The organism is Bartonella sp. AD328YNZD (assembly GCF_042196425.1).
On record NZ_JBHIQG010000538.1, the window covers coordinates 1 to 1146 of the forward strand.

Sequence of the window (1146 nt, forward strand, 5' to 3'; positions counted from 1 at the left end):
CGTTTCATATGTGGACACCTGATGTTTATGAAGGAGCGCCCACACCGATTACAGCATTTTTTGCTGGTGCCCCTAAAGTCGCTGCAATGGCTTTAATCATCCGTATTATTGTGGTGACCTTTATTCCCCTAGGACGTGTTGATAACGTGATGCCTGCATGGCAACAAATTTTGGTGTTCATGGCAATTGCATCAATGATACTGGGTGCTTTTGCTGCAATCGGTCAGAATAATATTAAGCGCTTAATGGCTTATTCGTCGATCAGTCATATGGGTTATGCACTTGTTGGTTTATCTGCTGGAGATATGCTTGGGATAAAAAGCGTTATCCTTTATATGACTATTTATCTTGGAATGACGCTTGGTTCATTTGCCTTTATTCTTGGAATGCGCTCTCAGAATGGAAATGTTGAAAATATTTATGATCTTTCAGGGTTAGCAAAGACGAATCCGTTTATGGCTGTTGTGATGACAATACAGCTTTTTTCTTTAGCAAGCATACCTCCTATGGCTGGTTTTTTTGGAAAGTGGTATACATTTTCTGCTGCTGTCCACGCTGGACTTACGCCACTTGCTGTCGTTGGGATGATAGCGTCTGTAGTTGGGGCTTTTTACTATTTGCGAGTCATTAAAATTATGTGGTTTGATGATGCAAAAGCGCATTTTGTTGCTTTATCGAAAGAGCTTCAATTTTGTCTTGGTCTTTCTGTATTCTTTATTTTACTTTACGCGCTTTTTGGAGTTTGGTTCGCTGAGCTAGCAGAAAAAGCAGCAACAGCATTGTTTTAACGAATATGGTTTATACTTTATCAGATTTTGCACAAAAACAGGGATACACTGTTGAAGCGTACGATAGTATTGATTCAACAAATCTCATTGCGCAACGAAAAGCGCAAACTGGTCATCAAGGTAATCTTTGGATTGTTGCACAAGAACAATTACAGGGAAGAGCGAGAAGAGGGAGAACTTGGTCTAGTCCTAAAGGGAACCTTTATTCTAGTCTTTTGTTAATTGAGGATATTGTGCATCAAACTGCTGCTCAACTTGGTTTTGTTGCTGGAGTAAGTGTAGCAGAGGCAATAAAACAATTTATAAAAGATGAAAAGCAAACAAACAATATTGTGAGCTTAAAATGGCCAAACGATAT

1 protein-coding gene and 1 pseudogene are annotated in these 1146 nt (G+C 39.2%); both read left to right on the forward strand.

Annotation, left to right across the window (positions count from 1 at the left end):
- Positions 1-788, forward strand: a 788-nt coding sequence (locus tag ACFIO3_RS13465; protein WP_375704627.1) for an NADH-quinone oxidoreductase subunit N, incomplete at its 5' end; no start/stop codon positions are given.
- Between the two features lie 5 nt (positions 789-793).
- Positions 794-1146: pseudogene (locus ACFIO3_RS13470) on the forward strand (biotin--[acetyl-CoA-carboxylase] ligase); the annotation flags it as partial.